The sequence below is a fragment of the Lacticaseibacillus kribbianus genome (genome assembly GCF_020180945.1).
Lineage (GTDB): Bacteria > Bacillota > Bacilli > Lactobacillales > Lactobacillaceae > Lacticaseibacillus > Lacticaseibacillus kribbianus.
In genome coordinates, this window is record NZ_JAIPUL010000001.1 from 1,199,410 (window position 1) to 1,224,566 (window position 25,157).

At 66.0% G+C, this 25,157-nt stretch carries 28 protein-coding genes; 2 read left to right on the forward strand and 26 right to left on the reverse strand.

Annotated elements, in window-relative coordinates; all coding sequences use genetic code 11:
• The first annotated feature begins 144 nt into the window (after positions 1 to 144).
• Positions 145 to 330 carry a 50S ribosomal protein L28 gene (gene rpmB / locus LE416_RS05765; protein ID WP_225047517.1) on the forward strand — a complete coding sequence of 62 codons (186 nt, stop codon included), beginning with the start codon at positions 145 to 147 and terminating at the stop codon, positions 328 to 330.
• Between the two features lie 548 nt (positions 331 to 878).
• Here rpmB and LE416_RS05770 read toward each other — a convergent pair.
• The 13 genes from LE416_RS05770 to LE416_RS05830 form a co-directional block, all read right to left on the reverse strand.
• A complete protein-coding gene (locus tag LE416_RS05770; protein WP_225047518.1) occupies positions 879 to 1,973 on the reverse strand; it encodes a hypothetical protein in 1,095 nt (364 codons plus the stop codon).
• Positions 1,974 to 1,987: 14 nt separating this feature from the next.
• Complete coding sequence (locus LE416_RS05775; protein WP_225047519.1) at positions 1,988 to 2,653, reverse strand: thiamine diphosphokinase; 666 nt, start codon at positions 2,651 to 2,653, stop codon at positions 1,988 to 1,990.
• The gene (gene rpe, locus LE416_RS05780; protein WP_225047520.1) at positions 2,650 to 3,300 is read right to left on the reverse strand and encodes a ribulose-phosphate 3-epimerase; all 651 of its coding nucleotides are present in this window, start codon (positions 3,298 to 3,300) and stop codon (positions 2,650 to 2,652) included. The genes LE416_RS05775 and rpe overlap by 4 nt, the downstream gene beginning before the upstream one ends.
• 77 nt (positions 3,301 to 3,377) lie before the next feature.
• The gene (gene rsgA / locus LE416_RS05785) at positions 3,378 to 4,286 is read right to left on the reverse strand and encodes a ribosome small subunit-dependent GTPase A (protein WP_225047521.1); all 909 of its coding nucleotides are present in this window, start codon (positions 4,284 to 4,286) and stop codon (positions 3,378 to 3,380) included.
• Positions 4,279 to 6,306 carry a Stk1 family PASTA domain-containing Ser/Thr kinase gene (pknB, locus tag LE416_RS05790; RefSeq protein WP_225047522.1) on the reverse strand — a complete coding sequence of 676 codons (2,028 nt, stop codon included), beginning with the start codon at positions 6,304 to 6,306 and terminating at the stop codon, positions 4,279 to 4,281. Before pknB ends, rsgA begins: the two co-directional genes overlap by 8 nt.
• Positions 6,303 to 7,046 carry a Stp1/IreP family PP2C-type Ser/Thr phosphatase gene (locus LE416_RS05795; protein ID WP_225047523.1) on the reverse strand — a complete coding sequence of 248 codons (744 nt, stop codon included), beginning with the start codon at positions 7,044 to 7,046 and terminating at the stop codon, positions 6,303 to 6,305. The genes pknB and LE416_RS05795 overlap by 4 nt, the downstream gene beginning before the upstream one ends.
• Positions 7,047 to 7,062: 16 nt before the next feature.
• Positions 7,063 to 8,397, reverse strand: coding sequence for a 16S rRNA (cytosine(967)-C(5))-methyltransferase RsmB (gene rsmB / locus LE416_RS05800; protein WP_225047524.1), 1,335 nt, complete (start codon positions 8,395 to 8,397; stop codon positions 7,063 to 7,065).
• Positions 8,390 to 9,331 carry a methionyl-tRNA formyltransferase gene (gene fmt, locus LE416_RS05805; RefSeq protein WP_225047525.1) on the reverse strand — a complete coding sequence of 314 codons (942 nt, stop codon included), beginning with the start codon at positions 9,329 to 9,331 and terminating at the stop codon, positions 8,390 to 8,392. Before fmt ends, rsmB begins: the two co-directional genes overlap by 8 nt.
• 28 nt (positions 9,332 to 9,359) lie before the next feature.
• On the reverse strand, positions 9,360 to 11,753 hold the full coding sequence (gene priA, locus LE416_RS05810) for a primosomal protein N' (RefSeq protein WP_225047526.1): 2,394 nt from the start codon (positions 11,751 to 11,753) through the stop codon (positions 9,360 to 9,362).
• The gene (gene coaBC, locus LE416_RS05815; protein ID WP_225047527.1) at positions 11,750 to 12,928 is read right to left on the reverse strand and encodes a bifunctional phosphopantothenoylcysteine decarboxylase/phosphopantothenate--cysteine ligase CoaBC; all 1,179 of its coding nucleotides are present in this window, start codon (positions 12,926 to 12,928) and stop codon (positions 11,750 to 11,752) included. The genes priA and coaBC overlap by 4 nt, the downstream gene beginning before the upstream one ends.
• 100 nt (positions 12,929 to 13,028) lie before the next feature.
• On the reverse strand, positions 13,029 to 13,274 hold the full coding sequence (rpoZ, locus tag LE416_RS05820; RefSeq protein ID WP_225047528.1) for a DNA-directed RNA polymerase subunit omega: 246 nt from the start codon (positions 13,272 to 13,274) through the stop codon (positions 13,029 to 13,031).
• 30 nt (positions 13,275 to 13,304) lie between these two features.
• Positions 13,305 to 13,913 carry a guanylate kinase gene (gene gmk, locus LE416_RS05825; protein ID WP_225047529.1) on the reverse strand — a complete coding sequence of 203 codons (609 nt, stop codon included), beginning with the start codon at positions 13,911 to 13,913 and terminating at the stop codon, positions 13,305 to 13,307.
• Positions 13,914 to 13,916: 3 nt separating this feature from the next.
• Entirely contained in the window at positions 13,917 to 14,594 is a 678-nt protein-coding gene (locus LE416_RS05830) for a patatin-like phospholipase family protein (RefSeq protein WP_225047530.1), read from the reverse strand.
• A 102-nt stretch (positions 14,595 to 14,696) separates the two neighbouring features.
• Here LE416_RS05830 and LE416_RS05835 point away from each other — a divergent pair, with 102 nt between their 5' ends.
• The gene (locus tag LE416_RS05835; RefSeq protein WP_225047531.1) at positions 14,697 to 14,996 is read left to right on the forward strand and encodes a hypothetical protein; all 300 of its coding nucleotides are present in this window, start codon (positions 14,697 to 14,699) and stop codon (positions 14,994 to 14,996) included.
• A 183-nt stretch (positions 14,997 to 15,179) separates the two neighbouring features.
• On the opposite strand, the gene recN is transcribed toward LE416_RS05835, so the two are convergent.
• The 13 genes from recN to LE416_RS05900 form a co-directional block, all read right to left on the reverse strand.
• Entirely contained in the window at positions 15,180 to 16,877 is a 1,698-nt protein-coding gene (gene recN, locus LE416_RS05840; protein ID WP_225047532.1) for a DNA repair protein RecN, read from the reverse strand.
• Between the two features lie 3 nt (positions 16,878 to 16,880).
• Positions 16,881 to 17,333 (reverse strand): arginine repressor, encoded by a 453-nt coding sequence (locus LE416_RS05845; RefSeq protein WP_225047533.1) that lies wholly within the window; start codon positions 17,331 to 17,333, stop codon positions 16,881 to 16,883.
• Between the two features lie 86 nt (positions 17,334 to 17,419).
• Positions 17,420 to 18,241 (reverse strand): TlyA family RNA methyltransferase, encoded by an 822-nt coding sequence (locus tag LE416_RS05850; RefSeq protein WP_225047534.1) that lies wholly within the window; start codon positions 18,239 to 18,241, stop codon positions 17,420 to 17,422.
• Positions 18,242 to 18,248: 7 nt separating this feature from the next.
• Entirely contained in the window at positions 18,249 to 19,106 is an 858-nt protein-coding gene (locus tag LE416_RS05855) for a polyprenyl synthetase family protein (protein WP_420844371.1), read from the reverse strand.
• Positions 19,099 to 19,323: an exodeoxyribonuclease VII small subunit gene (locus tag LE416_RS05860; RefSeq protein WP_225047535.1), complete on the reverse strand. Its 225-nt coding sequence runs from the start codon at positions 19,321 to 19,323 to the stop codon at positions 19,099 to 19,101. Before LE416_RS05860 ends, LE416_RS05855 begins: the two co-directional genes overlap by 8 nt.
• Positions 19,316 to 20,662 carry an exodeoxyribonuclease VII large subunit gene (gene xseA, locus LE416_RS05865; RefSeq protein WP_225047536.1) on the reverse strand — a complete coding sequence of 449 codons (1,347 nt, stop codon included), beginning with the start codon at positions 20,660 to 20,662 and terminating at the stop codon, positions 19,316 to 19,318. The genes LE416_RS05860 and xseA overlap by 8 nt, the downstream gene beginning before the upstream one ends.
• Positions 20,659 to 21,507: a bifunctional methylenetetrahydrofolate dehydrogenase/methenyltetrahydrofolate cyclohydrolase FolD gene (folD, locus tag LE416_RS05870; protein ID WP_225047537.1), complete on the reverse strand. Its 849-nt coding sequence runs from the start codon at positions 21,505 to 21,507 to the stop codon at positions 20,659 to 20,661. The genes xseA and folD overlap by 4 nt, the downstream gene beginning before the upstream one ends.
• A 206-nt stretch (positions 21,508 to 21,713) precedes the next feature.
• The gene (gene nusB, locus LE416_RS05875) at positions 21,714 to 22,121 is read right to left on the reverse strand and encodes a transcription antitermination factor NusB (protein ID WP_225047538.1); all 408 of its coding nucleotides are present in this window, start codon (positions 22,119 to 22,121) and stop codon (positions 21,714 to 21,716) included.
• A complete protein-coding gene (locus LE416_RS05880) occupies positions 22,122 to 22,556 on the reverse strand; it encodes an Asp23/Gls24 family envelope stress response protein (RefSeq protein WP_225047539.1) in 435 nt (144 codons plus the stop codon).
• Positions 22,557 to 22,587: 31 nt separating this feature from the next.
• Entirely contained in the window at positions 22,588 to 23,145 is a 558-nt protein-coding gene (gene efp, locus LE416_RS05885; protein ID WP_225047540.1) for an elongation factor P, read from the reverse strand.
• Positions 23,146 to 23,297: 152 nt separating this feature from the next.
• A complete protein-coding gene (locus LE416_RS05890) occupies positions 23,298 to 24,377 on the reverse strand; it encodes a M24 family metallopeptidase (RefSeq protein WP_225047844.1) in 1,080 nt (359 codons plus the stop codon).
• A 107-nt stretch (positions 24,378 to 24,484) separates the two neighbouring features.
• Positions 24,485 to 24,775, reverse strand: coding sequence for a 50S ribosomal protein L27 (gene rpmA / locus LE416_RS05895; protein ID WP_225047541.1), 291 nt, complete (start codon positions 24,773 to 24,775; stop codon positions 24,485 to 24,487).
• A gap of 25 nt (positions 24,776 to 24,800) precedes the next feature.
• Positions 24,801 to 25,145, reverse strand: a complete 345-nt coding sequence (locus LE416_RS05900; RefSeq protein WP_225047542.1) for a ribosomal-processing cysteine protease Prp — start codon at positions 25,143 to 25,145, stop codon at positions 24,801 to 24,803.
• Positions 25,146 to 25,157: the final 12 nt, after the last annotated feature.

Below are 25,157 nucleotides of genomic sequence, written 5' to 3' on the forward strand. Positions count from 1 at the left end.
AGCATAGCAAATGCGGTTTTGAAAGCCGCCCGCCACCCTGTCAAGTAAAAGAACTTGGCAAAACTTCTTGCAATCCGCGGTGCCCTATGATAAGTTAGTTGAGTGAAAAATCTGCGTAAGTGGATAAGCAAGGAGGTCCGAGAATTGGCAAAAGACGTAATCACAGGGCGCCACACTGTATTTGGCAACAAGCGTTCGCACGCTTTGAACTCCAGCCGCCGCTCCTGGAAGGCTAACCTGCAAAAGGTTCGCATCCTGATCGACGGTAAGCCGAAGCGCGTTTGGGTATCTGCCCGCGCATTGAAATCAGGTAAAGTGACTCGGGTCTAACCTCCCGAGCACGTGAGGCCACCCCAAGCGGGTGGCCTTTTTTGTTTCCAGAGCGGAGTGCGGCGGGCTTAGCCACCGGCCAGCGTAAGGGCAGCGCTTGGGGCGCACCTTGGCCCGAGCGCTCCCCTAGCTGGACGAGTGGGCGTTGCCGCACGGAGCTCGACGTTTCCAGAGCGCAGCGGGGCGAACTTAGCGGGATGGATTGCCTAGCCGGGGAACTTGGGCCGCACTTTGGCCCGAGCCCCCCGGCGTAGCAAGCCACTCCCGCGTTGCCCCGCGGAGCTCGACGATGCCAGAGCGCAGCAGGGCGCATTTAACGGGATGGATTGCCTAGCCGGGGAACTTGGGCCGCACTTTGGCCCGAGTCCCCCGGCGTAGCAAGCCACTCCCGCGTTGCCCCGCGGAGCTCGACGATGCCAGAGCGCAGCGGCGGCGCACTTACCGACGGTTTGCCCTGCCAAGCTCGACGACCAGGGCGCACCAACCTTCCCCAAACCATCAGAATGCAAACGCGGGCGGTCCCTCAGGGCCGCCCGCGTTTGTCTATCCTAGTTATCTTGGTCATCCTGCGGCACGTCATCTTGCAGTGCCTCGCGTCCAAACAGCTGGCGGGTCGCACGCCGCAGCAGCGCGGACATGTGCACCGGCTGCACCAAGGCCGCCGGTACCGTCAGCGGCAGGCTCGGCTCATCGATCGCCCCCGGCACCGGTGCCGCGCCGCTCACCGCGGCGGCCGCTGGCTCGGAATCGCGCGCCGAGACTTCAGGCACCGCCGTCCCCTGCTCGTTTTGCTGCGTGGCTTGGTCCGAAACCGGCAGGCCGGGACCGTCTGCGACGGCATCGCGCACCGCCGCGTCCGGCATCAATCGCTGGGCCAGCGCCTGCAGCTCGGCCTCCGGCGTCGGCGCCCACGGGTCGGCCGGCACGTAAATGGCCGCGACCCGCCCGCCCGGCTTGGCCGGCACCCGCAGCGGCTGCGGCAGCCGCTCAAGCGCCGCGAAATCCGGGTAGGTGGTGATCAACTGGCCCTGAAGCCCGTACACGCGCTGCGGCTCGGCAATGGCCACACCGTTGCGGTCGACCGGCGCCAGAACGTACTCGATCACGTTGGGCAGGTACGACACGGTGACGAAGCGGTGCGCCGGGCGTCTGAAGCCCGTCTGCGGCGCCTCCGCGGGCACCGAGCGGTCGGGCACAAAGCCGAAGCGCGCGGGGCTTGGCACCGCGGGAAAAGCGCCCTGCGGCACGTACGCAACCCGGGGCTGCGCCACGCTGATCTCCTGATAAACCGCCACATCGAGGCGCTGCACCAGTGGCGGCGGTGTGCCCGCCCCCGCGCCGACGTAGGTGATGGTGCGGGTCAGCGCGATGGTGCGCGGCGTGACGGCCGGCACCACGGTCATGGTGCCGGGCACCACCGCGATGCTGGCCGGCGCAACGGTCGGATTGGCCTGGCGAAGGCGCGTCAGGCCGCCCTCGGACAGCGTCACTTGGTGGCCCCCGATGGCATCCGTGCTAAGCCCCGCGAAGTCCGCCGCGGTCCAGTCCGGCGCGCTCAGGCCCGTCAGGCGAAGCGGGTACGGCGCCGGCAGCACACCGCCTTTTTGAATCGCCAGGTCGGCGAGGTGAATCGTTGCGCGCATCGCGTGCCCTCCTTTCAGTTATCGACGGTCTGGCCGCGCCAGTCGCGACTGTCCACCACCGCGACCACGCCCTGCGTGAAGCGGATGGTGACCGGCTGCTGGCCCAAAAACTCGTTGGACGCCCAGGAAAACGGCGTGGCACTCGACCAGTCGTGCAGCGGGTACTTGGCGCCGACAATCGTCAGCGCCGCCACCGCGGTCAGCGGCACGATGCCCAGGTACCGGTAGCCCGGCGCCGGCTGCAGCACGTGTTCGCCCGGCCGGAAGAAGCGGACGCGGTTCTGGCGGTCCAGCACCTCAAGCTGCTCCGTGTGGGCCGCAAACCGCGGCTGCGTCGGCAGGAAAAGCGTGCTGAGCAGGTGGTCCAGCCGCCCGCCCGTGGCGGCCACCAGCCGCACCCGAGCGGCGCCGGCAGCAAAGGCCAGGCGCACGGCCATCTCCGTGTCCGTCTCGTCTTTTTCCGCCGGTGCGGTGTGAAGCGTTGCGACCGCTTGGGCCACGCGCGCGTGCTCGGCTTGGGTGAGCGAGTCGAAGTCCCCGACGGCAAAGGCGGGGGTGAGGCCGGCATCCAGCAGGTGCAGGGTGCCGCGGTCCACGCCGACCCAATCGCCGTCAAGCGCTGGCCAGCCGGCCGGCAACAGCCCCTGCGGCCCGCCGAGCATCAGGTTCAGCGTGCTCATCGCGCCACCCGCCGCAGCTTGGCCAGCTGCGCGGCCGGATCCGGTGCGGCATAGACGAACGAGCCGGCCACCAGAATGTCGGCGCCCGCCTCAAGCACCACCGGCGCGGTGGCGGTGGTGATGCCGCCGTCGACCTCGATCTCATAGCTCAGCCCCAGCTGCTGGCGCAGGGCAGCAAGCTGTGCCACCTTGGCCGCCATTGCCGGAATGAAGCGCTGACCGCCAAAGCCCGGGTTGACGGTCATCACCAGCACCTGGTCGACGATCGGCAGCACCGCCTCGATGCTGGCCACCGTGGTGCCGGGGTTGATCACGACCCCGGGCCGGCAACCGGCGGCGCGCACCTGCTGCAGCGCGCCGTACAGGTGCGGCGTCGCCTCGGCGTGAATCAGCAGGGTGTCGGCGCCCGCCTGCGCGAAGGCTGGAATCCAGCGCGCCGGATCCGAGACCATCATGTGCACGTCCAGCGGCAGGTTGGTCACCGGTCGAATCGCGGCCACCATGCCGGGGCCAAAGGTCAGATTGGCCACGAAATGCCCGTCCATCACGTCGACGTGCAACAGGTCGGCCCCGCCCGCCGCGACGACCTCGATGTCGTCGGCCAGGTGGGCGAAGTCCGCGCTCAGAATCGATGGTGCTAATTTCATGCTGCTTCCTCCTTGGGCACCGCCCGGCGGCGCCTTCCCCATAAGAATAGCGCAGTCGCTGCGACTGCGCCACTCACTTATTTTTTGGTGTAAACCGGCCGCTTGCCCGCAAGCTCGGTGTGAAACTGCACGTAGTCGTCGTAGCGACTCTGCATGATGGTGCCGGCCTCAACCGCCGCCTTGACCGCGCACTTGGGCTCGGCCAGGTGCTGGCAGGAGCGAAACTTGCAGTCGCCGGCCACCGCGACGAACTCCGGGAAGCGGTCGCGCAGGTTGTCCAGGGTGACGTCCAGCAGGTCCAGCGAGCTGAACCCCGGCGTGTCGGCGACCAGTCCCCCATCCGTGGCGAACAGCTCGGTGACGCGCGTGGTGTGGCGCCCGCGGTTCAGGGCCTTGGAGATCTCGCCGGTCGCAAGCTCGAGGCCGGGCACCAGGTGGTTCAAAAGCGTCGACTTGCCGGCGCCGGTCTGGCCGGTGAAAATGGTCAGCCGATCGGCAAAGGTCCGGCGCACCGCGTCAAGCGTGGCGGGGCCAAACGGCGGCTCGCTGTGGAAGCTGCGGTAGCCGATCGCGGCGTAGCCGGCCAGCGCATGGGTGATCTCGGCGAGCCGGGTGGCCGGCACCAGATCGGTTTTGGTCAGATAAATCGCCGCGTGGATGCGCTGCCCCTCGAGGTAGACCAGGAAGCGATCCAGCAGGTTCAGGGAGAAGTCGGGCTCGGCGGCCGCGACCACCAAAAGCGCCTGGTCGACGTTGGCCACCGGCGGGCGCACCAGCAGGTTGTCCCGCTCGCACACGGACTCAAGCGTGCCGAGCTTCTCGCCTTCGCCGGGGGTGAAGCGGGCGAAGTCGCCGACGACCGGGCTGACCTGCAGCTTGCGCAGGCTGCCGCGGGCGCGGGTGCGGTAGATGGTGTCGCCGACCGCCAGATCGAAGTAGCCGCTGATTTGGCGGATGATGCGGCCGGTTTTTTGCTCATCACTCACTGATACTGTCCTCCGATTGCACGACGACCCCGTCGTTTTCGACCTTGTAGGCCCCCTTGGCATCCCCGACCAAGTTGAAGCTCAGGTTCACCTGCTGGTCGCTGGTGATCACCATCGTCTTGTAGACGTTGCCGATCTGGTGGTCGCTGTCCTGCAGGTAGATGGTGATGGTGTTGCCGGCCTGGCTGCTGCTTGAGGCGTCGCTGTCCCCATCCGACTCACTCGAGTCGGTGGTCGGCGCGTTGTACCGGACGGTGAAGCTGCGGGTGACCGTCTTGGCCTGGGTCTTCGGGTCCTTACCCTTGGACAGGGTGACCGAGAAGCTGTCCCCCGCCTTCACGTTGGTCTTGGCCGCCGTGCTCTGGGCAATGACCCTGCCCTCATCAACGGTGTCCGAGTACTCGCCGTCGTCGAAGGTCACGGTCAGGCCGTTGTCGTCGGCGTATTGTTGCACCTGCGCCTGGGTCTGACCGGTGAGGTTCGCCATCTCGAAGGTCGGCGTGCTGCTGGAGGAGGACTCGGCCGCCTTTTTGGGTGCCTTGGCCACGGTGAAGGTGATGGTGGTGTCCTTGGCCACCACCTTGGTGCCGGCCACGGGGTCCTGGCTCAGGATTGTGCCCGGCTCCACGTTGTCGCTTTCGCGCTTCTTCTGCTTGATCTTGAAGCCGCGCGCCTCAAGGTCCGCCTTGGTGTCGGTGTAAACGGCACCGGTGTAGTCGGACAGTGTCACCTTCTTGGGCCCCTTGGACAGCACGATGGCGACCTTGGTGCCCGTCTTCAGGCTGGTGTCGGCCCTGGGATCCGTCGAGATCACGAGGTTCTTGTCCACCTTGCTCGAGTAGGCGGTGGTCACCTTGCCCAGCTCCAGGTTCTGCGCCTCAAGCGCGGTTTGCGCCTGGGCGCGGGTCATGCCGGCGAGGTCCGGGACGCGTTCGTCCCCCTGCTTGCCGGAGAAGGCGAAGGCCAGTCCCCCGGCGATGGCCAGCACGACGACACCGAGCAGGATGAACGGCCAGTACTTAGCCCAAAAGTTGCGCTTCTTGGCCGGCTTGGGCTTGGTCGCGGCCTCGGTTTTTTCAGGCGCTGCGGCCGCGGCGGCGACCACCGGTGCGGCGGCCAAAGGCGCCGTGGGAATCACCTTGGTCTCCTCGAGGCTGCCATCGGCGGGCACCACGAACTTGGCCTCGTGGGCGCGCGTCGGCGACAGCGCCGTCTTGAGGTCGAGGCTCATCGCGCTGGCGCTGGTGTAGCGGTTGGTCGGGTCCTTGGCGGTCGCCTTGAGCACGACGTTTTCAAGCGCCTGGGGAATCCGCGGGTCGAAGTCGCGCACCGCCGGCATGTCCTCTTGAAAGTGCTTGAGGGCGATGGACACCGCCGAGTCGCCCTCGAACGGCACGGTGCCGGTCAGCATCTCAAACAGGATGATCCCCAGCGCGTAGATGTCGCTTTGGCGCGTCGGCATTGAACCCCTGGCCTGCTCGGGCGACAGGTAGTGCACCGAGCCCAGAAGCGAGTTGGTCTGGGTCATCGAGTTGTCCGAAAGGGCGACGGCGATGCCAAAGTCAGTGATCTTGGCGTTGCCATCCGCATCGATCAGGATGTTTTGGGGCTTCAGGTCGCGGTGGATGATGTTGTGGTCGTGGGCCATCTGCACCGCGCTGAGAATCTGGGTCATGATATCGACGACCCGCTGGTACGGAATCGGAAAGTGCTCCACGATGTACTTCTTGAGGTCTGACCCCTGGACGTACTCCATGACCAGGTACTGCTGGCCGTGGCTTTCGCCGACGTCGTAAATCGACACGATGTTCGGGTGAACCAGCTCGGTGGTCGCCATCGCCTCGCGCTGGAAGCGCCGGATGGTGTCCGGGTCGTTTTGCAGGTCCAGGCGCAGCACCTTGACGGCCACGTCGCGGTCCAAGATCAGGTCGTGGGCCAGGTAGACGTTGGCCATGCCGCCCTCGCCCAGGGTTTTGAGGAGCTGGTAGCGCTCGTTGAGAATGTAGCCTGGTTCGATCACACTGTTGGCCCCCCGTCTTGATGAATGATGAGTGCGGTGATGTTATCCGGTCCCCCGGCCGCATTGGCCCGGTCGATCAGCTCCTGCGCCTTGTCGCCCAGGGGCTGCTCGCCGGCCAAAACGGTCGCGATGTCCGCGTCCGGCACCTGGTTGGTCAGGCCGTCTGAGCACAACAGCAGGTAGTCGTCTTGCTCCATGTCGTAGATGGTCACGTCCGCGTCGACATCGGCGGAGACGCCGAGGCTTCTCGTGATCACGTTTTTTTGCGGGAAGTTCTTGGCCTCCTGGGGCGTCAGCTCGCCGGTTTTGACCAGTTCGTTGACCAGGCTGTGGTCCTCCGTGATCTGCATCAGCCGGCCACGGCGGTACAGGTAGCAGCGCGAGTCGCCGATGTTGGCGACCACGAAGCGCGACCCCGAGATGATCACGGCCACCAGGGTCGTGCCCATCCCCGTCAGGTCGGCGTACTGCTGGGCCTTCTCGAGAATCACGGAGTTCTCCTCCTGCAGCTCGAAAATCAGCCAGCGGACGATGGTCTCAACGTCGGTGGTGCTCGTCTTTTCGAACGCGTAGCCGATGTGGGACACCGCCATCTCGGAGGCGACATCGCCGCCGAGGTGGCCGCCCATGCCGTCGGCCACGATGGCCAGCGTCGTGTCGGCGGTGTTGTGAAACAGCCCGACGTAATCTTCGTTGTTCGGCCTCTTTTGGCCGATGTCTGTGCGGTACGTGTATTCCATCTTGCACTCCTGCGCGTTAGGCGCGCTCCAAGCTTGCGATAAAGAAGCCGTCCGTGCCGTAATCGTCCGGGAACAGCTGAAGGGCCGGCGCATTGTGCGCGCGGGCCACCGGCGTCGCGGTCGGCACGGGCACCTGGTGAAAGTCCGGGTGCGCGGCCAAAAAGGCGGCGACGACTTCCTGGTTCTCCTCTGTCACCATCGTACACGTCGAGTAGGTCAGCCGTCCATGTGATTTTAGCAGCGGTGCGACCGCGTCGAGCAGGGCGAGCTGGATTTTTGGCAAATTCTCAAGGTCTTCAGGCCGCTTGCCGTAGCGGATCTCGGGCTTGCGGCGCAGCAGGCCCAGCCCCGAGCACGGCGCGTCGACCAGAATCTTGTCGAAAGTGGCCGCGTCAAAGTGCTCGCCCACCGTCCGCGCGTCCATCGCGCGGGCCGTGACGCGGTCGTCCAGGCCCAGGCGCTTGGCGTTTTGGGCGATCAGCCGCACCTTGTGGGGGTGCAGGTCGAGCGCGACGACCTCCCCGCCCTGGGCCGGGTCGAGGAACTGCGCGATGTGCGTGGTCTTGCCCCCCGGCGCGGCGCAGGCGTCCAGCACCCGGTCACCCGGCTTCAGGTCGAGACTTGGGGCCACCAGCATCGAGCTTTCGTCCTGCATGGTGAAGGCGCCGACGGCAAACTCCGGCAGCCCGGCGAAGTGCCCGCCCGGGGCCACAATGCCGTCGGGGCTCAGGGCGCTCGGGGCCGCGTCCGGGAAGCGGTCGGCAAGCTCTGCCAGGAGCGCCTCACGGCTGCCCTTGGTGGTGTTGACGCGCAGACTTGCGGCCGGTGCCTGGTTGATGCTGGCCAGAATCGCCGCGGTCTTGGCTTCCCCCAGCTGGTCTTGAAGCTTTGCGACCAGCCAGCGCGGCACGCTGTAGGTGACGCTCAGCCGCTCAAGCGGATCGGCGATGGTTGCAGGATCCGGCAGACCTTTGCGCTGGATGCTGCGCAGCACCGCGGTGACGAGCTTGGCGATGCCGACGTGCCCCATCGTCTTGGCGATGCGGGTGGACTCAAAGAAGATCGCGCGGTCCGGAATCTTGTCGAGGTAGTGCATCTGGTACACCGCCGTCTCCAACAGCGCGAGCACCCAGTCATCCAGCTTCTTGCCTGCGGTGAACGGGGCCAGGTAGTAGTCAAGCGTCAGCTGGTGTTGAATCACGCCGTACACCAGGGTCGTGGCAAGCGCCGCGTCGCGCGGGTCAAGCCGCGCCTGCTGCAGCGTCGCGTCCAGCGCGAGGTTGGCGTAGCTGTGCTGCGCCTTCACTTTGGTCAGAATCTGCACGGCAAGCGTGCGCGGGTCGTTACGCAATGATGAGGTCTCCTTCTTGGATGTCGCGCCCGGCGCCGTTCAAAAACGCGGCGATCGGCTGCTGGGCCTTGCCGGCGGGCTGGATTGAATCGATGGCAAAGGTGGTGCCGTTCCCTGCGGCCACCACCAGGCGCTTTTTGGTGCGCGCGACCACGGTGCCCGGGGTCGCGGTGGTGGTGTCGGTCAGCGGCGTGATCGCCCAGAGCTTGGTGCGCTCGCCGTTCAGGCTGACCCAGCCGCCGATCTCGGGGCGCAGGCCGCGCACCCAGTTGTCCAGCTTGTCAGCCGGCAGCGTGATGTCGAGGTGCTCCTCCTCTTTCTTGATGGTCGGCGAGAAGGTCACGAGGTCTTCCGGCTGCGGCGTCTTCACCGCGGTGCCCGCGATGATGCCCGGCAGCGTGTCCAGTAACAGGTCGCGCCCGAGCAGGCTGAGCTTGGCGAACGCGGTGCCGGTGTCGTCCTGGCGGGTCAGCGGCAGCTTCGCCTGCGCGTACATCCCGCCGGCATCCATCTGCTTGACCATCTCGATGATGGTGACCCCGGTTGCGGCGTCACCGTTGATGATGCTGTACTGAATCGGCGCGCCGCCGCGGTACTTGGGCAACAGCGAGCCGTGCACGTTGACCGCCGCCACCTTGGCCGCCTTCAGGAAGCGCGTGGGCAGAAACTGCCCGTAAGCCGCCGTGACGATCAGGTCCGGGGAAAGCGCGATGGCCTGCTCAAGCTCCGGCGAGCCGCCGAGCTTCTCCGGCTGCAGCACGGTCAGGCCCAATGCCTTGGCCTTGGCCTTGACCGGCGATTCGTGCAGCACCTGCTTGCGCCCGACGCGGCGGTCCGGCTGGGTGAACACGGCCACCACCTGGTAGTCGGCGGCAAGCGCCGTGAGAATCGGTACCGCGAACTCGGGGGTGCCCAGAAAAATCAGTGACGTCATGAATTGAAGATCCTTTCTTGGTGGCGGGCTACAGGAAGCTCTGCGGCTCGCGGTCGATGGCGACGAAGAAGCCGTCGCGCGTGCTTTTTTGCGTCTCGTCCAAAAGCCGCGTCAGCGTCTCGTCCAGCTTGGGCTCGCGCTTGTACTTGACCACCAGCTGGTAGAAGTAGCGGTTCTTCAGGCGCGCGATTGCGCTGGGCGACGGGCCCAGCACAATGGCGGCCGGCGACAACGCCGCGGTCAGCTCCCGGCTCATGCTGTAGATGGCCTTGGCCGCCTGGCTCTCGTCGGGGTGGCTGACGGTCAGCTTGATAGTGTAGTAGTACGGTGGGTAGTCGCCGCGGTGGCGAATCGCCATCTCCTGGGCGAAAAAGCCCTCGTAATCGTGGTTTTGGGCGAACTGAATCGCGTAATGGTCCGGGTTGAAGGTCTGAATGACCACCTCCCCGGCCTTGTTGGCGCGCCCCGCGCGGCCGGCCACCTGGGTCAGCAGCTGGAAGGTGCGCTCGGCGGCGCGGAAGTCCGGCATGGACAGCCCGTTGTCCGCGTTGATCACACCGACCAGCGTGACGTTCGGAAAGTCCAGCCCCTTGGCGATCATCTGCGTGCCCAGCAGGATGTCGGCCTGCCCGGCCCCAAAGGCGTTCAGGATGCGTTCGTGGCCGCCCTTGCGCCGCGTGGTGTCCACGTCCATGCGCAGCACCCGCGCGGTCGGCAAAAGCTCGTGAAGCGCCTGCTCAACCTTTTGGGTGCCGGTGCCGTAGTAGCGAATCTTCTTGGATCCGCAGCTCGGGCAGCGGGTGGGAATCGGCTCCTCGTGGCCGCAGTAGTGGCAGCGCAGCGAGTGGCTGTCCATGTGCAGCGTCAGGCTGATGTCGCAGTTGGGGCACTGCACGACGAAGCCGCACTCGCGGCACATCACGAAGCTCGAGTAGCCGCGGCGGTTGAGCATCAGCACGCTTTGCTCGTGGCGCTCAAGCCGCAGCTGCAGCGCGTCGAGCAGGGGCTTGGAAAAATCCCCCTGCCCGCCCTGCTGGTAGGCCTGGCGCATGTCCACAATGTGCACCGGCGGCAGCGGGTGCTGGTTGATGCGGTGCGGCAGCACCAGACGCTGGTACACGTTTTTGGCCGCGCGGGCCCGCGACTCCAGGCTCGGCGTGGCCGAACCCAGCACCACCGGCGCGTGAGCCTCGGCAGCGCGGTGCAGAATCACGTCGCGGGCGTGGTAGCGCGGTGCATCGTCTTGCTTGTAGCTGGACTCGTGCTCCTCGTCGATGATGAACACGCCGATGTTTTGCAGCGGTGCGAAGGCGGCGCTGCGCGCGCCGACGACCACCTGGGCCTCACCGCGCTGAATTCGGCGCCACTCGTCGAACTTCTCACCGTCCGACAGCCCGCTGTGCATCACCGCGACCGCCGCACCGAAGCGGCCCTTGACGCGCCGCACCATCTGCGGCGTCAGCGCGATCTCGGGCACCAGCATCATCGCCGTGCGCCCGGCCGCAAGTGCGGCGGCCATCACCTGCAGGTAGACCTCGGTTTTGCCCGAGCCCGTCACGCCCTCCAGCAGGAAGGTTGACGCCTGCTGCGCCGTCACGGCGGCCGTGATGGTCGAAGTCACCTGCGCCTGCTCCGGCGTCAGGGCCAGTGGCTTGGTGTGCGCCTGGTGATCCAGCAGCTCGTAGGGGGCGCGGTAGACCTCGCGCGCCTCAAGCGTCAGCCAGCCGCGCTTGGCGGCGGCGACCAGCTGCGGGCGGGTGACCGCCTGAATGCTGGCCACTGCGGGCTCCTCCCCGTTTTCCCGCCAGTGGGCCAACAGCGTGAGGAGTTCGCGCTGCTTGGCCGCGTTGGCCCGCAGTTTTGCGGCCTCCGCTGCAAAGTCCAAGTCAGCGGGCACCACGTAATCGGCCGTCTTGACCTTGGCGCGGTCCTTGGCCTCGTAGCGCAGGCTCAGCGCGTTCTGCTGCACCAGCCGCGCGACGGCGGCCTCGGGCAGGTCGGCGACCGGCACGCTTGAGGCGCCGGCCAGCAGGGCTTGGGCCTCTTGGGTCGGGTGCGTCCCCAGCGTCACGGTCTTGACCGTGTCCACCTTCAGCATCGTCGGCAGCATGGTCTGGATGCAGGTGATCCAAAAGGCGAAGGTGGTGTCGGCCAGCCACTTGGAGAGGGCAAGCCCCGCCTGGCTGAGCACCGGCGCGTAGTCCAGCACCGCCAGGATCGGCTTGAGGTCGCCGGCGAAGGCGCTCGTTGACTCGACGCCCACCACCATGCCGGCGACCTGGCGCTGGCCGCGGCCAAATCCAACCCACACCCGCATGCCGGGCTGGATGGCGCCTTCAAGCGTCGCCGGAATCGCGTAGTCGAAGGGCCGGTCCGTCTGCATGGTCGGCACGTCGACGACGACCTTGGCCACCGCCGTCACAGGCTGGCCTCGATGCGGCGCAGAATCGCCGCGGCCACCTCAACCTTGGCGGCCGCCGGCAGCGGCTCCGGTTGTTGGCCCGGCGCCAGCAGCGTGACGGCATTGTCGTCTGCGTTGAAGCCGCGCCCGCCGCCGACCTGGTTGGCCACCAGGAGGTCTGCCCCCTTGGCAAGCAGCTTGGCCTGCGCGTGGGCCAGCAGGTGGTCCGTCTCGGCCGCAAAGCCCACCACGAACTGGTGGGTGCGCCGCTCACCCAGGGTCTTGAGGATGTCTTGGGTCTGCGCAAGCGCCAGCGTCAGGCCGGCCGGGCCGTTCTTCTTGAGCTTCGCGTCGGCCGCCTGCTTCGGCCGGTAGTCGCTGACCGCCGCGGCCATGATCGCCACGTCGGTCTGGGCAAAGGCGCCAAGCACCGCGGTCGCCATCTCTTCGGCGCTCACCACGGGGACCACCGCCACTTCGGGCAGCACCGGTAACGTCGCGGTGGTCACCAGGGTCACCGTGGCGCCGGCGGCCGCGGCGACGTTGGCCAGCGCTGTGCCCATTTTGCCGCTGGAGTCGTTGGTCATGTAGCGCACCGGATCCAGCCGCTCGCGGGTGCCGCCGGCGGTCACCAGCACACGCCGGCCGGCCAGAAAGGCCTCATCCTGCACGGTGGCGATGAACGCGGCAATCACCGCGGGGTCGGGCATGCGCCCGACGCCCGAGTGACCCTCGGCCAAAAAGCCGGTGGCCGGCTGCAGCACGTGAAAGCCCCAATCCTTGAGGTGCGCCACGTTGGCCTGGGTCTGCGGGTTGCGCCACATGCCGTCGTTCATTGCGGGCACCAGGAGCTTGGGGCCGTTGAAGGCCAAAAGCGTCGTGGTCACCACGTTGTCGGCCAGCCCGCACGCAAGCTTGGCCAGCGTGTTGGCTGTCGCCGGCACCACCACGGCTAGGTCGCACCAGCGGGCCAGCGCGACGTGGCCGACCTGCTCAGGGGCGGCGAGCTCGGCGGCGTCGGTCAGCACCGGGTGCTGACTGACGGTGGCCAGCGTGGATTCGGTCACGAAGGTCGCGGCGCTGGCCGTCATCGCAACTCTCACCTCGTGCCCCGCGCGAATCAGGTCCCGCACGATGCCCGGCACCTTGTAGGCGGCGATGCCGCCGGTCACGAACACGCCAATGTGTTTGGTCATCTCTACCCCTCCAGTCACAGTCTGGGTTCATTATACCAAAAATTTTTGGCCCTTAACGCAAACAACGGCCAACCCCATCGGATTGACCGTTGCCAAATCACTACGCCTCGTGGTCGAGCTTCTCCGCGTCGCGCTCCAAGAGCTTGGAGTCCGGGTCGATGATCACGTCACCGGCTGCGACCTCTTCAAGCGCCTGGCCGACGGTTTTGAGCGACCGGTAGCTCGTCAGCATGCGGATGCTGCCCGGCGTCTCGAGCTCGTGGGCCCGCTTGGCCGCAAGCACGGCAAGCGAGTAGCGGGACGGCACCTTGGCCAGCAACTTATCGATGGATGGGTAAATAATCATGAGTTTCTCCTTTTGGCCGCAATGGCTGCGTCAGTTGACCATGTTCTTGTAGCGATCGATCACGCGCGGCACGCGCAGGTGCTCGCTTTCGATGATGCGCTCGATGCGCTGGACGGCCTTTGGCACCTCGTCGTTGACCACCGCGTAGTCGTAGTTGGCCATCATCTGGATCTCTTCTCGGGCCTGGGTGATGCGTTTTTCGATCACCTCGGCCGAGTCGGTGCCGCGCCCGGTCAGGCGGTTCTTGAGCTCGACCAGGTCGGGCGGGGTGAGGAAGATGAACACGCCGTCGGGGCACTTCTCGCGCACCTGCATCGCGCCCTTGACCTCGATTTCGAGCAGCACGTCGCGGCCCGAATCCAGCGTCTGGTTCACGTACTTCAGCGGCGTGCCGTAGTAGTTGTCGACGTACTTGGCGTACTCGAGCATCTGGCCGTCCGCGATTTCCTGCTCGAACTGGGCCTTGGTGCGGAAGTAGTAGTCCACCCCATCCTGCTCACCTGGGCGCATGTTGCGCGTCGTCATTGAGACCGAGTACTGAAAATCCCGGTAGTCACCTTCCAGCATGGCTTGCCGAACCGTCCCCTTGCCGACCCCGGACGGACCCGACAGCACGATCAGCATTCCCCGTTCATGCATGCTCTAACCTCTTTCATTCACTGTATTAGGACTATTATGCGTTTTTTGCCGCCAAATATCAAGGGTCTGTGCACCGTCCTTGCGTCCCTGCGCCAGCAGCCGGCGCCGGTGGCCGAGGGAAAAATCCGCCAGGCCCGCCAGCCGCGGCGCATCCAGCCGCAGCGTCGCCGCCCGCGCCGGCACCGGACCCAGCCCACTGGCGTGAATCGCCAGCACCTGCGTGGCCCCCAGCGCGTACGCCAGATCCACCGGCAGGTCGTCGACCAGCCCGCCGTCCGCGTACCATCGCCCCTGCCAGCGCACCGGCGGCATCAGCCCCGGCAGCGCGGCGGAGGCCTGGATGAAGTCGGGCCGCACGGTGACGTCCGCGACGTGCGGGTGCCGGGCCCTGAGGTCGCAGGCAACGGCCAGCGCCGGCCACGGCCGAACCACGGGCAGCGCCGCAAGGGCCGCCAGCTCGCGGGCCAGCAGTCGGTGCGGCAGGGCCGCTGGCAGCGGCCGCGCCCACCAGGCGGCGAGCGCCGCACCGGTCAGCCTGGTGGTCCCCAGCGCGTTGACGGCGCCGATCGAGGTGCCGATGACGAAGCGCGGCCGCACCCCGCCTTCGAGCAGTTCGGCCAGCACACCGGCCTGATAGGCCCCGCGACTGCCCCCGCCGCCGAGCACGATTGCCATCACCATCGTTGTCCCTCCCCTGAGAAAATTTTTTTGTGCCAGGCGCTTGCCTTTCGGAACGTCTGTTCGTATAATGAAGTCACAAACAAACGTTCGGAGGCCATCACAATGGAAAACAAAGCAAGCAGGCTTCAAACGGTCACGCTGACCCTGGTCAACCGCGCCCGCGATCTCTTCGACCTCAGCACCCCGGCGGCCGCGATGCCGCAAAGCCAGCTGAAGCTGTTCGCCGACCAGGCCCAGGCCCGCCACTACCTTGTCGCCGTGTACTTTGCGGGCGAAGACCAGCCGCTGGTCGGCCACGTGGCGCACCGACTGGGCCAGGACCGCCTCCTGATTCAAGCATACCGCAGCAACGTCGTGCGTGTCGCCCCGCTGGCCGCACTGCGCTACCTCAAGCGGGTCTAATCCCACCCCTTCACGTCGAAGCACCGAGTCAGACTGCCTGACTCGGTGCTTCTTTGCGTCGCCACGGTCTGGACTAACTCCCCCAGAAAACCCGAGGCGGGCGCGGGCAACCGCTCCTTGACGTAAAAAAAGGAACCGCCCGCGGCGGTTCCAAGCCTTCAAATGTCTGGCGCTAGGTCGCGCCTACTCGCCGCGCAGCCCGGCCTTGGTCTTGTTGGCGAGGTCGAGCAGCTCCGTCGCGTGCGCCACGGCCAGGTGCGTGACCTCCTCGCCCGCCAGCATCCGAGCAATCTCCTGCACCCGCGCGGCGTGGTCGAGCTTCTGGACCGTCGTGCTGGTGCGGCCGCCCGCCACCGCCTTTTGAATCACGTACTGGTGGTCGGCCATCGCAGCGACCTGCGGCAGGTGGCTGATGCACAGCACCTGGCTGTGCATGGCGATCTGGCTGATCTTGTTGGCGATGGCCTGCGCCACGCGCCCGGAGACGCCGGTGTCGACCTCGTCGAAGATGATGCTGGTGACGCCGTCGCTTTTGGCAAAAATGGTCTTGAGCGCCAGCATGATGCGCGACAGCTCACCGCCGCTGGCAATCTTGGCCAGCGGCTTGGCGCTTTCGCCCGGGTTGGTCTGGATGTAAAACTCGACCGCATCCGCCCCGAACTCGTGCAGCGTGTCGGCGGCGCCAAAGTGCACGGAGAACACGGTCTTGGCCATGTACAGCGCCGCAAGCTGCTCGTGAATCGCGGTGACCAGCTGCTTGGCCGCCGCCTTGCGCGCCGCCGTCAGCTTGGTGGCCTGCGCGAGAAGCGCGGCGTGCTGCGCGGCGACGCGCTGGTCCAGTCCCTCGGCGTCGGCCTCGGTGGCCTCCATCGCGGCAAGCTCCGCCGCGGCCTTGTCGCCGTACGCGATCACGGCTGCCGGGGTGGCGCCGTACTTGCGCTCCAGCTGCGCAATCAGGTCCAGCCGGTTCTCCACGGCGTCCAGGCGCCCCTCGTCCCACTCCAGCTGGTCGAGCTGGCGCGACAGGTCGCCCTGCGCGTCGGTCAGCGCGTAATACGCGGAGGCGATGCCCTGGCTGATCGCGTCGAAGGCGGGGTCGAGCTTGGCGATGCCCTGCATGTCGGTCATCGCGGCGGCCACCTGATCCAGCGGGCTTTGCTCCTCGTTGCTCAGCACCGCGTAGGCGTCGTTCAGAGCGTCGACGATGCGCTGGTAGTTGGCCAGGCGGTCGCGCTCGGCCGAGAGCTTGTCCTCCTCGTCGGCGGCAAGCTTTGCGGACTGAATCTCGTTGACCTGAAAGCGCAGCATGTCCAGCCGCTGGGCCCACTCGCGCTCGTTTTGCTGCTTCTTGGCCAGCGCTGCGCGGTCCTTTTGGTAGGCGGCAAAAGCGGTGCGGTATGCGGCCAAAAGCGGCTGCACCGTGGCCTGGGCGAACTGGTCCAACAGCCCCAGGTGCGTCTCCGGGTGGATCAGCTGCTGGTGCTCGTTTTGGCCGTGGATGTCCACCAGCGTCTCGCCGATTGCGCGCAGCGTGGCGGTGTTCACCAGCTCGCCGTTGACCCGGCAGAGGTTGCGCCCGGACGCGTAGAGGTCGCGCGACAACAGCACGGTGCCGTCGTCCGGGGCGAGCCCGTACTCGGCCATCACCGCCGCGGTCTTCGGGTTGGAGGTCGCGTCGAACAGCCCCTGCAGCGTCGCCTTGGCCGCGCCGGTGCGCACGAAGTCGGTGCTGCCGCGGCCCCCGGCCAGCAGGCTGACGGCGTCGATGATGATCGACTTGCCGGCGCCGGTCTCCCCGGTCAGCGTGGTCATGCCGCCGGCGAAGCTGAGCTCAAGCGTCTCGATGATCGCGAAGTCGTGAATCACAAGTTCCTGAAGCATGGATTATCCCACCATTTCCTCGAGTTCTGCCAAAAAGGCCGCCGCCGCTTCGGGCGTGCGGCAGATCACAAGAATTGCGGCATCGCCGGCGATGGTCGCAAACACGCGCGCGTCCTCCAGCTGGTCGATCAGGTTGCCGACCGCGGGCGCGGTGCCCGGCGTCATCACGAGGTGCACGAAGCGGTCCATCGCATCGCCACGCACAAAGGCCCCGACCAGCGTGCGTCGGAGCTTGTCTAAGGGCGCCAGCTGCTTTTCCGGCGGCAGGGCGTAGCGGTACGCACCGCTTGGCTCCGGCACCTTGACCAGCTGCATCTCCTTGATGTCGCGGGAGATGGTCGCCTGGGTCACGGGAATGCCAAGGGCCTTGAGCTTGGCGACGAACTCGCCCTGCCGCTCGATGACGCTGGTTTCAACTAATTGCCTGATGTGGGCCTGACGTTCACTTTTTTGCATGACGCACCTGCTTTCGATGTTAATCAAAGCATACCGCATTCTGCATATTTACGCCAGACTGATGAATAGATATGCAGCCGCTGGTGCTAGTGGCCAGGCCGCAGCTCCGCGTAGGCGCGCGCCAGGGTGTCGGCCACGCTGACGGTCTCGGCCTGAACGCCCGGCACCTGCGCGTTTTGGAGGTGAATCAAAAACTCGATGTTGCCCTCCCCGCCCTTGATCGGCGAGAAGTCCAGCCCCAGCACGTTGTAGCCGGCCTCAAGCGCGAAGTTGACGATCATCTCGAGCACCGCCTTGTGGACGGCAGGGTCGCGCACGATGCCCTTCTTGCCGACGTTGGCCGGCCCGGCCTCGAACTGCGGCTTAATCAACGCGACGGCGTGGCCGCCGGGCTGCAGGATTGCGCGCAAGGGCGGCAGGATCAGCTTCAGCGAGATGAAGGAGACATCCGTCATCGCGAACTCGACTGGCCCCTTGGTGAAGTCGGCCGGCTTGCTGTAGCGGAAGTTCACCCGCTCCATCACCTCAACGCGCGGGTCCTCGCGCAGCTTCCAGGCCAGCTGGTTGTAGCCGACGTCCAGCGCGTAGCTGAGCTTGGCGCCGTTTTGCAGCGCCACGTCGGTGAAGCCACCGGTCGAGGCGCCGATGTCAAGCACCGTCAGGCCGCTCAGGTCCAGGCCGAACACGTCCAGCGCCTTGGCCAGCTTCAGGCCGCCGCGGGAGACGTAGGGCATCACCTTGCCCTTGACGTGCAGGACGGACTCGCCGTCAATCTTGACGCCCGGCTTGTCCAGGCGCTCGTTGTTTTGGTCGTACACCTCGCCGGCCATCACGGCCCGCTTGGCCTGCTCGCGCGACAGGAACAATCCCTGCTCGACCAGCAGCACATCTACTCGTTCTTTTTTCACAGTTACCTCACTCGAAATACGTCAGAAAAGCGCTCAGCTGCGGCACCGGCCGGCTGAGGCCGCCAAGCGCCGCACGGGCGGCGGCGACCTGCTCGGCCAGGGCCGCGCGCGCCCCGTCAAGCCCAAGCAGGCTCGGGAAGGTCGCCTTGCCCTCGGCCACGTCCTTGTTGGGCGTCTTGCCCAGCTCGGCGGCCGTCTTGGTCGCGTCGTTGATGTCGTCTTGGATCTGGAAGGCCAGGCCAAACGCCGCGGCAAAGTCGCCGAGCGCCGCCAGGTCGGCCGCGCCGACGCCAGCGATCAGCGCGCCCATGCGCACCGCCGCCTCAATCAGCGCGCCGGTTTTCTCCGCCTGCAGTTGCCGCAGCGCGGCCAGGTCCAGCCGGTGGTGCTCGCCGTCCATGTCGCGCACCTGCCCGGCGACCATGCCGGAGGCGCCGGCCGCCCGGGCCAGCGTCTGCACCAGGGCGACCACCACGGCCGGCGGGGCGGCGACTTGGGCCGCCAGCCCGAAGGCTTCGGCCTGCAGCGCGTCGCCGGCGAGAATCGCCGTCGCCGTGCCGAACCGCTTGTGGCTGGTCGCGCGGCCGCGGCGCAGGTCGTCGTTGTCCATCGCCGGCAGGTCGTCGTGAATCAGCGAGTACGTGTGCAGGAACTCAAGCCCTGCAGCGGCGGGCAGTGCCTGCTGCACCGGCCCGTCGAAGCTGGCCACGGTCGCCAGGAGCAGCAGCGGCCGCAGCCGCTTGCCGCCCGCCATCACGGAGTAGCGCATCGCGTCCTGCAGGTGGGTGTTGGCCACCGCGTCGAGGGCCTGGGTCATCGTGGCCTCAAGCGGGGCGAGCAGGGTCTGGGTCTCGGGCTCAATCATGGTCTTCCGGCGCAAAGTCCACCAGGGTGCCGTCCTCTTTGACCATCTTGGTCACCGTCTGCTCAGCGGTTTTCAGCGTTTTTTCCAGCTGCTGGCTCAGCTTGACGCCGGTCTTGAACTGGTCCATCGCCTCTTCCAAGGGCACCTGTCCCTGCTCGAGGCCGGCGACGATCTGCTCCAGGCGCGCGAGGTTCTCTTCAAAAGTTGGTTCAGCCATTGTTGGTCTTCCTTTCCTCAACCACCACCGGCACGATGCCGTCTTCCAGGTGGATGTTTGCGTGCTGACCGGCGTGAAAATCGGCCCGCGTCTTCAACATGGTGCCGGACTCGTCCGTGACGTAGCTGTAGCCGCGCCCGAGGATCTTAAGCGGACTCAGGTGGTCCAGGGCGCCGGCGGCCTGCGCGAGCTGGGCCCGCTTGGCCTCCGTGTGGGCCTTGGCCGCAAGCCCCAGCCGCACCTGATCCTGGGCCAGGCGCTGATCGAGCGCCGCAAGCCGGCTGGCCAGGGCCTGGGGCTGCAGCTTGCTCTCGCCCAGCGTCAGGCGGTGACGCCGGTCGGCCAAGACGGCCTGGATGCCGCTGGTCAGCCGGCCAGTCAGCTGGTCGAGCTGCTGGACGTACTGATCGTACAGCCGCGTCGGCTGCGTCATCACGACGCTGGCCTGCACCCGCGCGAGCCGCGCGGCCTGGTTGGCCAAAAGCGCCTTGGTTGCGGTGACCACGCGCAGCCGGTCCTCCTCGAGGCGCGCCAGCGCGTCGACCAGGGGCACCGGGGTCACCAGTTCGGCGGCCGCGGTCGGCGTGGCCGCGCGGTGGTCGGCGACGAAGTCGGTGATGGTGACATCGGTTTCGTGACCGACGGAGCTGACCACCGGCATCGGCATCGCCGCAAGCTCCCGCGCGACGGCCTCCTCATTGAACGGCCACAGGTCCTCGATCGACCCGCCGCCGCGCCCGATGATCAGCGCGTCGTAATCGCCGGCCTCGCGCACGCGCCTCAGCTGGCGCACTAGGTCACCGGCCGCCGCCGTCCCCTGCACCACGGCCGGGTACAACACGAGCTGCAGGATCGGGTAGCGCCGCGCGACGGTGGTGCGGATGTCTTGGATCACCGCACCGCTGGGGCTGGTGATCACCGCCACGCGCTTGGGAAAACGCACCAGCGGGCGCTGGTTTTTGGCGAACAGGCCCTCCGCGGCAAGCTTGGCCTTCAGCTGCTCAAGCGCCTGGTACAGCGCGCCGACGCCGTCCGGCTCCATGCTTTCGATCACGATCTGGTACTGGCCCGAGGCGTTGTACAGCGTCACGTGGCCGACCACGCGCACCTTCATCCCCTCCTCGGGGCGAAACTTCAGCTTGGCGAAGGCCCCCTTGAACATCACGGCCGAGATCTTGGCCCCATCGTCCTTCAGGGAGAAGTACTGGTGACCGGGGCGCAGGCGAAAGTTGCTCAGCTCGCCGGTCAGAAAAACGCGCGTCAGGTACGGGTCCATGTCGAACTTGCGGCGCAGGTACGTCGTCAGGTCGCTGACGCTGAGGTACTCGGGTTCAGTCATTGTAGTCGCCTCTTGGCTAAGGTTACGGTCTGCATCATCAACGCGGCGATGGTCATCGGGCCCACGCCGCCCGGCACCGGCGTGATGGCGCCGGCAACCGGCGCCACCGAGGCGAAGTCGACGTCGCCGACCAGCTTGCCGGCGGCATTGCGGTCCATGCCGACGTCGATCACCACGGCCCCCGGCTTCACGGCGTCTGCCGTGATGAACTCCGGCTGGCCGGTCGCCACCACCAACAGGTCCGCCTGCCGCGTCAGGGCGAACAGGTCGGGCGTCTTGCTGTGGGTGATGGTCACGGTCGCGTCGTGGTTGAGCAACAGCCCCGCCATCGGCCGCCCGACGATGTTGGAGCGGCCGACGATCACCGCGTGCTTGCCGGCGACGGCGATGCCGTAGTGGTCGAGCAGCGCCATGATGCCAAGCGGCGTCGAGGCCACGACCCCCGGGGTGTTGGTCCACAGGCGGCCGACATTGACGGCGTGGAAGCCGTCGACGTCCTTGTCCGGCGCGATTGCGGCGATCACCGCCGCCTCATCGATCTGCGGCGGCAGCGGCAGCTGCACCAGGATGCCGTCGATGCTGGCATCGGCGTTCAGCGCCGCGATGGTGGCCAAAAGCGTCGCCTGGTCGGTGTCCGCCGGCAGGGTGTGCTTGACGGAGCGGATGCCGAGTTTTTCGGCGCGGCGCTGCTTGTTGCGGACGTAAATGGCGCTTGCCGGGTCGTCGCCGACCAGCACCACGGCCAGTCCCGGGGTCACCCCGCGCGCGATCAGCTGCGCCACCTCCGCCTTGAGGGTCACCATCAGGTCGTTGGCGGTTTGCTTACCATCTAGGATTGTTGTCATTGTCTTCCTCCGTCTCTGGGGCCAGACCCCGTCTTGTGGGTGCGGCCGAACGCAGCCGTGGTGTCATCATACAAGACGACGCGATGATTCGTAAAGCGCGGCGCACGATTCCTCAAGAGACTCTCACCCGGGGCTAAGAAAGGCTCAAAGCCGAACGAAGACACAGCGAGGGCCGTGACAAGTCACGGCCCTCAGGTGGTGCGGTCTCAGGCCTTTGGGGCCGCGGACACGAAATGACCCAGGATGCCGTTCACGAAGCGGGCGGCCTGGTCGTCGCTGTAAGTCTTGGCCAGCTCGATGGCCTCGTTGACGGCCACCTTGGCCGGCAAGTCGGGCTCGAACTGCAGCTCGTAGAGGCCGAGGCGCAGGACGATCAGGTCCGGCTTGGTCAGCCGAGACAGCGACCAGCCCTTCTTGAGCTTGCCTTCGATGGCCGCATCAAGCTCGGCCGTGTGGGCGAGCACGCCGTCGATCAAGGTGATCATGTAGGCCGAGGCGGTCTCGTCTTCCGGGACCACGTCGGCGTACACCGCCTGGCGGTCGGCGTCCGGGTTGCCCGCAAGCGCGAACAGCGCCTTGAACGCCGCCTCCCGTGATTCATGTCTGCCTAGCATCTAGTCGTCATCCTCGGTTTCTTCGTCGTCTGCAAAAAGGTTCTCGGGATCGACCGGCGTGGCCTTTTCCGGCACCACCCCGACCACGTGGACGTTCACCGCGTCCAGCGTCAGATCCGTCATGTACAGCAGCTGCTCGCGCAGGGTCTGCTGCATGTCCAGCGCGACCTTGGGCACGGAGACCCCGTAGTCCAGGTACACGTAGACGTCCGCGGTCAGGTGCGTGCCGTCCACGGTCAGGGCCACGCCCTTGCCGTGGTTGGCGCGGCCGAACCACTCGTTGATCGAACTGGTCAGGCTGCCGCGCATCTGGTAGACGCCATCGACGCCGACCGCGGCGATGCCCAAGATAACCTCCAAAACTTCCGGGACGATCTCGATTGTCCCCTGAGCATCCGTGCGGTTCGCAAGTATGATATTTGTTTCTTCAGCCATTAGGCATCCTCCTCGATTGTTGTTCGGTCGGTTAGGCGCGCGAGATGTAGGTCCCGTCCTGGGTGTTGATGGTCAAAACGTCGCCTTCGTTGATGAAGAACGGCACCTGAACCACCAGCCCGGTTTCCATGGTCGCAGGCTTGGAGCCGCCGCTGCTGGTGTTGCCGCGCACGCCGGGTTCGGTGGCGGTGACGGCCAGGTCAACGGTGTTCGGCACCTCGACGCCCAGCGTCTCCTGGTCGTGCATGATCACCTTGACCTCCATGTTCTCCTTGAGGTACTTGAGCTCCTCGCGGATTTCGTCGCCCGGCAGAGACAGCTGCTCGTAGGTCTCCATGTCCATGAAGACGTAGTTGTCGCCGTCCGCGTACAGGTACTGCATGGTCTTGGTGTTGATCTGCGCCTTCTCCACTTTTTCGGTGGAACGGAAGGTCTTCTCCTGCACGGCGCCGGTGCGCAGGTTCTTCAGCGTCGAACGCACGAAGGCAGAGCCCTTCCCCGGCTTAACGTGCTGGAACTCGACGATCCGCCAGAGACCGCCATCCACTTCGATGGTCAAGCCGTTCTTAAAATCATTTACAGAAATCATTATGGTTCCTCCATTATCGTTTGTAAACTCCACTTTACTATAACAAGACTGCCCAACCGGCGCAACCGCCGGCCGGCCTCACGATAATGGGTGTCCCCGTTCACTGACCGCAAGCTTTTGGCTCAGGTCCGGGCCGCTGCGACTTTTTTCCACTATTTCACCTTCACCACGAGAATTTCCGCCGGCGCCTTGGTGGTCAACACCTTGGCCCCGGTTTCGGTAATCAACAGGTCGTCTTCGATGCGCACCCCGCCGACGTTCGGCAGGTAGATGCCGGGCTCGTCGGTTTCGACGTTGCCTGGAACCTGCGGCACCGCGTTGTAGACGCCCCAGGCGCCCGGCCCCTCGTGAATCGACAGGCCGATGCCGTGCCCGGTGCCGTGGCCGAAGTACTGGCCAAAGCCTGCGTCATCGATGAAGCCGTGGGCGAAATCGTTGATCTGCCGCCCTGTGACGCCCGGCGCCATCAGCTCGGCCACACCCTGGTTGCAGGCGTAGACCACGCGGTAGATCGCCTTGATGCGCGCGTCGGGCTCGCCGACGGCAAAGGTGCGCGTGATGTCCGAGACGTAGCCCTGGTAGATGCAGCCCCAGTCCAGCGTGACCACGTCGCCTTCCTCAATCACCTTCGCTGTGGCCGCGCCGTGCGGCATCGCCGAGCGCGCGCCGCTTGCGACGATGGTCTCAAAGGAGGTGCCGGATGCGCCGAGCTTGCGCATGTAAAAGTCCAGGTCAAGCGCAACCTCGGCCTCGGTCATCCCGGGCTGAATGGTCGCCAGCACGTGTTCGTACCCCGCCTCGGCGATCTCGATCGCCTTTTGAATCAGGGCCAGCTCCGCGTCATCCTTGACCTCGCGCAGCGTCGCCACGAAGTTCTGGGTGGGCTGCCACTCAGTCGGCGCCGGCAGCCGCTTGAAGTCGGCGTACACCAGCACCTCGGCCTCAAAGCCCACGCGCGCCAGCCCGTGGGCGACGGCCAGCTCCCCGGCCTTGGCGAACAGCCCCGCCGTGTGTAGCACCAGCTCGCTGTTGGTCACCTCGGCCTGCACCTGCGTCGTGAATCGCGAGTCCGTGATCAAAAAGCTCTGCGTGGCGCTCACCAACAGCGCGCTTTCGTCGCCGGTGAAGCCGGTCAAATACGTCACGTTGGTCGCATCGGTCACCAGAAAGCCGTCGAGGTTCGCTTCGGCCAGCTTGGCCTGCAGCCGCTTGAGTCGCAAGTCATTCGTCATGCTCATCCATCCCTTCATCGTTATTGGTCAACGCCGCCGCAGCGGCAGGAGCGCCCGCAGCACGGCCGCGGGCAAAAAAAACGCCCCGTGACCGGGGCATTTTCGTGTTATTCAGCTTTTTCGACTGGATAAACGGAGACTTGCTTGCGATCGCGACCCAGACGTTCGAATTTCACGATGCCGTCCGTCGTTGCGAACAGCGTGTCATCGCCGCCGCGACCAACGTTGGTCCCTGGGTGGATCTTCGTGCCGCGCTGGCGGTACAAGATGTTGCCTGCCAGTACGAACTGGCCGTCGGCGCGCTTAGCACCAAGACGACGACCGGCAGAGTTCCGCCCGTTAGAAGTGGAACCGCCCCCCTTATGGTGGGAGAAGAATTGTAAGTCCATCTTTAACATAATCTGTACACCTCCGAATGTTGAATTAGGTTATATGGTTCGTTGTGACGCTCAGATAGTCCGCGCTGGTCGCCTGAATCTGGCCCAAGGAAAACCGCAGACTCTCAAGAAGAATCTGCGCCGTGTGGGCGGCATCCGGGGACAGGGTCGTCGGGATGGCCACCGTTAAGTGTCCCCCCTCGATTGCATCCACCGCCGTGACCGGGTCGAACCCGGTCAGGTGCTCGATGCCGTTGGCGGCACCGATGGTCACGGCCGAAACCGCGGCGCACACGATGTCGTGCCCGTATTCCCCCGAGTCGGCGTGACCCTTCAGCGTGAGCTTGCGGATCGTGCCGTCCTTGGCGAGCAAAAACTGCGCTTTGATCATGAGTTCAACCCC